This window comes from Natronomonas sp. (genome assembly GCF_028274965.1).
GTDB lineage: Archaea > Halobacteriota > Halobacteria > Halobacteriales > Haloarculaceae > Natronomonas.
The window spans coordinates 1-7,772 of record NZ_JAQCNO010000032.1; the positions used below are offsets into that span (position 1 = coordinate 1).

At 67.7% G+C, this 7,772-nt stretch carries 8 protein-coding genes; 5 read left to right on the forward strand and 3 right to left on the reverse strand.

Features of this window, described 5'->3' with window-relative positions:
- The 3 genes from Q0916_RS04935 to Q0916_RS04945 all read left to right on the forward strand — a co-directional run.
- On the forward strand, nt 1-198 hold a 198-nt coding region (locus Q0916_RS04935; protein ID WP_299235177.1), incomplete at its 5' end, for a TCP-1/cpn60 chaperonin family protein.
- Between the two features lie 187 nt (nt 199-385).
- A complete protein-coding gene (locus tag Q0916_RS04940) occupies nt 386-1,318 on the forward strand; it encodes a DUF4382 domain-containing protein (protein WP_299235180.1) in 933 nt (310 codons plus the stop codon).
- Nucleotides 1,319-1,453: 135 nt separating this feature from the next.
- Nucleotides 1,454-2,743 carry an O-acetylhomoserine aminocarboxypropyltransferase/cysteine synthase family protein gene (locus Q0916_RS04945; RefSeq protein WP_299235183.1) on the forward strand — a complete coding sequence of 430 codons (1,290 nt, stop codon included), beginning with the start codon at nt 1,454-1,456 and terminating at the stop codon, nt 2,741-2,743.
- Nucleotides 2,744-2,761: 18 nt separating this feature from the next.
- On the opposite strand, the gene Q0916_RS04950 is transcribed toward Q0916_RS04945, so the two are convergent.
- Together Q0916_RS04950 and serB are read right to left on the reverse strand one after the other, a co-directional pair.
- Entirely contained in the window at nt 2,762-3,031 is a 270-nt protein-coding gene (locus Q0916_RS04950; RefSeq protein ID WP_299235186.1) for a hypothetical protein, read from the reverse strand.
- A gap of 90 nt (nt 3,032-3,121) precedes the next feature.
- On the reverse strand, nt 3,122-3,754 hold the full coding sequence (gene serB, locus Q0916_RS04955; RefSeq protein ID WP_299235189.1) for a phosphoserine phosphatase SerB: 633 nt from the start codon (nt 3,752-3,754) through the stop codon (nt 3,122-3,124).
- Between the two features lie 205 nt (nt 3,755-3,959).
- On the opposite strand from serB, the gene serA reads away from it, so the two are divergent.
- Together serA and prf1 are read left to right on the forward strand one after the other, a co-directional pair.
- The gene (gene serA, locus Q0916_RS04960; RefSeq protein ID WP_299235192.1) at nt 3,960-5,540 is read left to right on the forward strand and encodes a phosphoglycerate dehydrogenase; all 1,581 of its coding nucleotides are present in this window, start codon (nt 3,960-3,962) and stop codon (nt 5,538-5,540) included.
- 139 nt (nt 5,541-5,679) lie between these two features.
- Nucleotides 5,680-6,918: a peptide chain release factor aRF-1 gene (prf1, locus tag Q0916_RS04965; protein WP_299235195.1), complete on the forward strand. Its 1,239-nt coding sequence runs from the start codon at nt 5,680-5,682 to the stop codon at nt 6,916-6,918.
- A 10-nt stretch (nt 6,919-6,928) separates the two neighbouring features.
- Here the strand turns inward: prf1 and Q0916_RS04970 are convergent, their stop codons facing one another.
- Nucleotides 6,929-7,318, reverse strand: a complete 390-nt coding sequence (locus Q0916_RS04970; protein ID WP_299235198.1) for a DUF6276 family protein — start codon at nt 7,316-7,318, stop codon at nt 6,929-6,931.
- Nucleotides 7,319-7,772 lie beyond the last annotated feature (454 nt).

Genomic DNA, 7,772 nt, shown 5'->3' on the forward strand with positions numbered 1-7,772 from the left:
GCCCTCGTGGATCTCCGGTCGACGCACGACGCCGAGGGGCGGGCCGGTCTGATAAGCGGCGGTCGCTCCGGCGAGGTCGGCGATCCCGTCGAGCACGGCATCCTCGACCCCGCGGCGGTCAAACGCGAGGCCGTCGAGTCCGCGACCGAGGCCGCGACGATGATCGCCCGCATCGACGACGTGATCTCCGCGGAGTAGGCGGTCGGACGGCCCGCGTCGGGCCCGATCCGTTTTAATTGCCCTCTCGGTTTCGGTTTCGGTTTCTGGCCCGGGATCGGCTTCTTCGCTCCGATCGTTCGGTTCGCGCTCCCAGAGCGACGCGACCGCCGGGGTCGGTCCGGAATCGGCCAGAAGGCGTATACCTCCCTCGACACCCGTATACAGTATGGAACGAAGACAGTACGTAGGTGGCCTCGGTGCAGCGGTCCTGACTGGAACGCTCGCCGGCTGCGCCGGCGCCGGAACGGACGATGACGACGGTGGTACGGCGGACGACGATACCACGGGAAGCGGCGACGGATCGGAGACGGGGCTGCTCTCGACGAGCGTCACGGACCAGCCGAACGACATCGGCGACTTCGAGTCGCTCGTCGTCTCGCTCGACGGGATCTGGGTCAAACCGGAGGGAACCGAGGACGAGGAGGACGACGCGGACGACGCGGACGACGGCGGAACCGAGGACGGCGAGACGGCCGGCAACGAGACGCAGACCGACCCCGACGACGGAGAGACGGCCGGCAACGAGACGCAGACCGACCCCGAGGAGGAACCCGACGACGAGGAAGCCGACGACGAGGACGAAGAGGAGGCCGACGAAGGATCTGGACGCCGGTACATCGAGTTCGAGGAGCCGCAGGACGCGGATCTCGTCGGGCTCCAGGGCGACGAGTCCCAGTTCGTCGACGAGACGGAACTGGAGGTCGGCGACTACCAGTTCCTGCAGTTGGACGTCGCCGACACGACGGGGATCTTGGCGGCGAGCGGCGAGGAGGCCGACGTCGAGACCCCCGGTAACGCGCCGCTGCAGTTCAAGCAGGCCTTCGAGATCCGCCCGGACGAGCGGACGCGCTTCATCGCCGACTTCGCGCCGTTCCGGATCGGGCCGCCGGACTCGACGCGCTACCGGATCCGACCGGTTGCGAGCGGAACGCAGGTCATCTACGGCGACGGCGAGGGCGACACCGAAGACGACGGCGAGGACGATAGCACCGACGACAGCGGCACGAACAGCACCGACACCGACAGCAACGGCGACGCAGACAACCAAACCCGAACCGACGACGGGGACGGGGCCGGCGCCAACAGCACCGAGAACTGACGCCCTCTCCGGGCCGACGGTCGATCCGAGCGGTGTCTGGCCGTCGGCCGGGGAGCGCCGGTCGCGTCTCACCGATGGCGGCGAGGCGTGCGAGCAACGCCGGGAGTTATTACGGACGGATCCGACGTTCGGCGTATGTTCGACAGAGACGACCTCTACACGAACTCGCTGCACGCCGGACAGGAGGCCGACCCGACGACGGGGGCCCGCGCGCCGCCGATCTACCAGACGACGTCCTACGAGTTCGAGGACGCCGAGCACGCCGCGAAGCTCTTCGGACTCGAGGAGCCGGGGAACATCTACTCGCGGATCATGAACCCGACGAACGCGGTGCTCGAAGAGCGGCTTGCGACCCTCGAGGGCGGCGTGGCCGCCGTCGCCACCGCCTCGGGGATGGCGTCGTTCGATCTGGCGACGTTCGTGCTCGCAAGCGCCGGGGACAACGTCGTCTCCGCGTCGTCGCTGTACGGCGGCACGTACACCTACCTCACCCACACCGTCGAGCGGCGGGGCGTCGAGACCCGGTTCGTCGACACGCTCGATTACGAGGCCTACGAGGAGGCGATCGACGAGGACACCGCCTACGTCCACTGCGAGACGATCGGGAACCCGGCGCTCGTGACGCCCGACCTCGAGCGGTTGGCCGACATCGCACACGACGCCGGCGTCCCGCTTTTCGTCGACAACACCTTCGGCACGCCGGCGCTGTGTCAGCCGATCGAACACGGGGCAGACCTCGTGTGGGACTCGACGACGAAGTGGATCCACGGGTCGGGGACGACGATCGGCGGGATCCTCGTCGACGGGGGCAGTTTCCCGTGGGCCGAACACGCAGACCGGTTCCCGGAGGTCGCAAAGCCGAACCCCGCCTACCACGGGATCAACTTCGCGGAGACCTTCGGCGACGCCGCCTTCGCATACGCGGCCCGAACACGGGGGCTGCGCGATCTCGGCAACCAACAGGCGCCGTTCGACGCGTGGGCGACGGTCCAGGGGCTCGAATCGCTCCCGATGCGGATGGAACGACACTGCGAGAACGCGATGGCCGTCGCGGAGTTCCTGCGCGATCACCCGGAGACGTCGTGGGTCACCTACCCCGGGCTGGAGGACCACGAGACCCACGCCGAGGCCACCGAGTACCTCGACGGCGGCTACGGCGGCATGATCACCTTCGGGCTGGAGGACGGCTACGAGGCCGCCAGAGACACCGTCAACGCGGTCGAACTCGCGAGTCTGCTCGCGAACGTCGGCGACGCGAAGACGCTCATCATCCACCCCGCCTCGACGACCCACCAACAACTCACCGACGAACAAAAGCAGGCGAGCGGCGTCACCGACGACCTCATCCGGCTCTCGGTGGGGTTAGAGGACACCGACCGCATCATCGAGGACCTCGATCAGGCGATCGAGACGGCGACGAACTGAGGCGGTCTCGGTACCCCCCTATCCGTCGTAAAACAGGAGCACGGCGGCCCCGAGGACCGCGGCCGCGGGGTAGGCCGGTCTGTCCCGGGCGGTCTCCGCGACGAGGCCGGCCGTGCGCGAATCGAGCGCCGGGGCGGTCGCTTCCGTTCCGGAGCCGAGCGTCGCCGAGAACAGAAGAGCCGCGAGCGCGCACGACGCAACGACGATCCCGGCCGCGCTCACCGGGTTGTCATCGACCCATCCGGCCAGTCGGTACGCCGGCCACAGCAGTATCCCACGGAGTCCCATACCTGTCCGTTCGTCGCAGCGTGAAATAAGTCTATGCGACGCTGTAGGACTCTGTGCGACGCCCGACGCGCGGCGATCGCCTCCCGAGGGTCAGAACACGCCCTCAGACTCGAGTATCTCGCGTAGCTCAGCCATCGAGGCGACGACCGCGTCGCAGTGCGGTTCGACGGCCGGCTTGGGGTCGTAGCCGACGGCCAGGCCGGCGACCTCGAGCATCGGGAGGTCGTTCGCGCCGTCGCCGATCGCGACGGTATCGGCCATCCCGACGCCGACCTCGGCGGCGAGTTCCTCGAGGGCGTCGTCCTTCGTCCCCTCTATGAGCGGGCCCTCGACGCGGCCGGTGAGGGCTCCGTTCCGGAGCGGCAGGCGGTTCGCGACGACGGTGTCGACGCCGACGCCGGCCGATTCGAGGGCGGTCTCGACGCCGCGGTCGAACCCGCCGGTGAGGATCCCAACGTGGTGGCCGGCCGAGGCGAGCGACTCGATCACGCCGGCGCTCCCGGGGCGCAACGCGACGCGGCCGAAGGCGCGTTCGACCCCCTCGGCCTCGAGACCGTCGAGCAGCTCGGCGCGCGCATAGAGGCTCTCGGCGTAGGAGAGCTCGTCGTTCATCGCCCGTTCGGTGATCTCGTCGATCTCCCCGGCGACGCCGGCCTCCTCGCCGAGCAGCACGGTCATCTCCGAGTCCGAGAGCGTCCCGTCGAAGTCGAACGCGATGAGCATACGCGACGTTCCGCCGGAGGGGTCACAAATCGTCCGGTTCGGGCCGTCCGGTTCGGGCCGTTGGGTGTGAGCCGAAACCGTCCGCTCCACCGGGGGCCACGAGCGCGCCGGCGACGGGGGCTGGAGGGCGGCGTCGCGGGGCGTTTCGGGCGGGAAACGCGACGATGAAGAAAACGTTATCACTGCCCGAAGGGTGGGTACAGCCATGAGAGTACTCGTTACGGACCCCATCTCCGAGGCCGGTCTCGACGTCATCCGCGAGGCGGGCCACGAAGTCGCCACGAACTACGAGGCGGAGGGCGCCGCCCTCCTCGAGGCCGTCTCCGAGGCGAACGCGCTCATCGTCCGTTCGGGGACCGAGGTCACGAGGGAGGTCATCGAGGCCGCCCCCGACCTCGTCATCGTCGGGCGGGCCGGGATCGGCGTCGACAACATCGACATCGAGGCCGCGACCGACCGGGGCGTCATCGTCGCGAACGCGCCGGAGGGCAACGTCCGCGCCGCCGCCGAACACACCGTTGCGATGGCCTTTGCGAGCGCCCGATCGATCCCGCAGGCGCACGCCAGGCTGTCGGCCGGCGAGTGGGCCAAAGGCGAGTACCTGGGCACGGAGCTCAACGGCAAGACGCTCGGGATCGTCGGGTTGGGTCGCGTCGGTCAGGAGGTCGCAAAGAAGCTCGACTCGCTGGGGATGGAGCTTGTCGCCTTCGATCCGTACATCTCCGAGGAGCGGGCCGAACAGCTCGGCGCCGAGCTCGCCGAACTCGAGGCGGTGCTCGGGCGGGCGGACGTGCTGACGATCCACACGCCGCTGACCCCGGAGACGAGAAACATGATCGGGGAGGCGGAGTTGGCGGAGTTGGAGGGCGGCTACGTGATCAACTGCGCTCGCGGCGGCATCGTCGACGAGGACGCACTCGCCGCCGCGGTCGAAGAGGGGGTCGTCGCCGGGGCGGCCCTGGACGTGTTCGCAACCGAACCGCTCCCGTCCGATAGCCCGCTTTTGGACGTCGAGGAGGTCATCGTCACGCCCCACCTCGGCGCCTCGACCGAGGCCGCCCAGGAGAACGTCGCGGTCTCGACGGCCGAACAGGTCATCGCGGCGTTCGACGGGGAGCCGGTGATGAACGCGCTCAACGCGCCGTCGATGGACGAGTCCGCGTTCCCGCGGGTCGAGCCGTACATCGGTCTCGCGGAGACGGCGGGCAAGATCGCCGTCCAACTGCTCGACAGCCGCGTCGAGACCGTCGAGATCGCCTACGAGGGCGACATCGCCGAGGAGGACGTCGAGATCGTCACCGCCTCGGCGCTGAAGGGCGTCTTCCAGCCCCTGGAGTGGCAGGTCAACGCGGTCAACGCCCCCCGGATCGCCGAGGAGCGCGGCATCGAGGTCTCGGAGACGAAGCGGCGACAGGCGGACGATTTCCAGTCGCTCGTCACGGTCACGGTCGGCGACGGGGAAGACGAGATCGGCGTCTGCGGGACGCTTTTCGCCGACGACGACGCCCGGATCGTCCGCGTCGACGGCTACCGGGTCGACGCCATCCCCGGCGGCAAGATGATGGTCGCCCGCAACACGGACGAACCGGGCGTCATCGGCCACATCGGCACCGTCATGGGCAAGTACGACGTGAACATCGCCGGGATGTTCAACGCCCGGGAGGTCCACGGCGGCGAGGCCTTGACCGTGTACAACGTCGATCAGGAGGTCCCGGACGCGGCGCGCGCCGAACTCGAGTCCGACGCGCGGATCACCGACACGAAGTACATCAGTCTCAACGGCTGAGGCGTCGGCCGAGCCCTTTCGATGGTGCCGGCGGGCGACGACCGGTGGTCGGTCCGTGCGACCGGGCCGCGGGTCGGGATCCGGGGCGGCCGTCGACGCAAAGGACGGAGTTTTATCGCCCCGGGATCAAACAGCGGCAATGAGCGAAGCCGACGAGCAATCCGAGAAACAAAAATACGAGTTCCAGCGGGTGATCGAGGAACTCGACGACTACTCGGGCTCTGGCACCCAACTCGTCTCGATCTACATCCCCGAAGACCGGCAGGTGAGCGACGTCGTCGCACACGTCACCCAAGAGCACAGCGAGGCCTCGAACATCAAATCGAAACAGACCCGAACCGCGGTCCAAGACGCCCTAAAAAGCATCAAGGACCGCCTGAAGTACTACGACACCTACCCGCCGGACAACGGGATGGTGGTCTTTTCGGGCGCGGTCGACGCCGGCGGCGGACAGACCGACATGGTGACCGAGGTGCTCGAGTCCCCGCCGGACCCGATCGAGTCCTTCCGGTACCACTGCGATTCGCACTTTCTGACCGAACCGCTCCAGGAGATGCTGGGCGACAAGGGGCTGTACGGGCTCGTCGTCCTCGATCGGCGGGAGGCGAACGTCGGGTGGCTGAAGGGCAAGCGCGTCGAGCCGGTCAAATCGGCGTCCTCGCTCGTGCCGGGCAAACAGCGGAAGGGCGGCCAGTCGGCACAGCGGTTCGCCCGGCTCCGGTTGGAGGCGATCGACAACTTCTATCAGGAGGTCGCGGGCATGGCCGACGACCTCTTCGTGCCGAAACGCCACGAGATGGACGGCGTGTTGGTCGGCGGTCCCTCGCCGACGAAAGACGAGTTCCTCGACGGCGACTACCTCCATCACGAGCTCGGCGACAGTGTGTTGGGGAAGTTCGACGTCTCCTACACCGACGAGTCCGGGCTGTACGACCTCGTCGACGCCGCCGAGGACGTGCTGGCCGAGACCGAGGTGATGAAGGACAAATCCGAGATGGAGGAGTTCTTCGAGCAGTTACACGACGGCGGGAAGGCCACCTACGGGTTCGACGCGACCAGACAGAACCTCATGATGGGCGCCGTCGATCGGCTCCTGATAAGCGAGGACCTCCGGGAGGACGTCGTGACGTACGACTGCGGCGGGCGGGAGGCGTTCGAACTCGTCGACAGGCGCGCCGACACGCCGAGTCACACCTGCGAGGACGGCAGCGAGGGCGAGGTCATAGAGCGCGAGGACGCCATCGACCACCTGATGGAGTTGGCCGAACAGCGCGGCTCGGAGACGAAGTTCATCTCGACGGACTTCGAGAAGGGCGAACAGCTCCTGACGGCGTTCGGCGGCATCGCGGGGATCCTGCGGTACTCGACCGGGGTCTGATCGTCTCGTCTCACTCCAACAGCTGTTCGAGTTGGTGTCGCCGCCGGTCGATGTCGAAGGACGGATCGACGCCGCCCTGGACGTGGAGTCGATCGAGCAACAACAGCGGGTCGGCGCCGGCGGACTCCGCGGCGCGAAACAGCGCCTCGATCGACGCCCGGTTCAACGCGAGCGAGTCGAGAAGCCCCAACCCCATCGCCAGCGGCACGGCGGCGTCGCCGTCCGGAAAGGCGCTGCTTATCAGCTCGAAGCGCGCCTCAACAGGGGCGCCGTCGGCCGGCGTCAACGCGAGACACTCGGGACAGAGCCCGAGGCGGGCGGCCTCCTCGGGAGCGTGTTCGCGGTACTCGACCGGGACGGCAAAGACGACAGCGCGCGCACGACAGTTCGGGCAGTCCATGCGGCCGGTACCGCCTCGGTGACAATGAACGCGTTCGTTCGCGGACGGGCGCGGTCGGCCGTCGGCATCACGGGGGCTTCGGTGTCGTCTCCGTACGCTATCGTTTGTTTTTTCATACCGTTTTTATTGCGCGTGATTTTTGATCATACGTTCACGCACGGAGGGGTGAAAGCCGCCGTCGATGCAGGCTCCGCAGGTGGGGTACACCTGTGATATAAAAACAGCTGTTCGTAGCGCGGGTGTAGATCACAGACGCATAGGCGACTGTACCTGCCGACACGGCCTCGCCACGACCGGATTTTATTAGGTCGTGTTCACAAACGGATAGCATGGTACGGCGTCGTAGAGTCATGATAACCATGGCCACAGCGGGGGCGGTCGTCGTAGCGGGTTGCGGCGGCAATAGCGACAGCGAGGGTGCTAACGGCGGTAACGGCGGAGATGACGGTCGCAA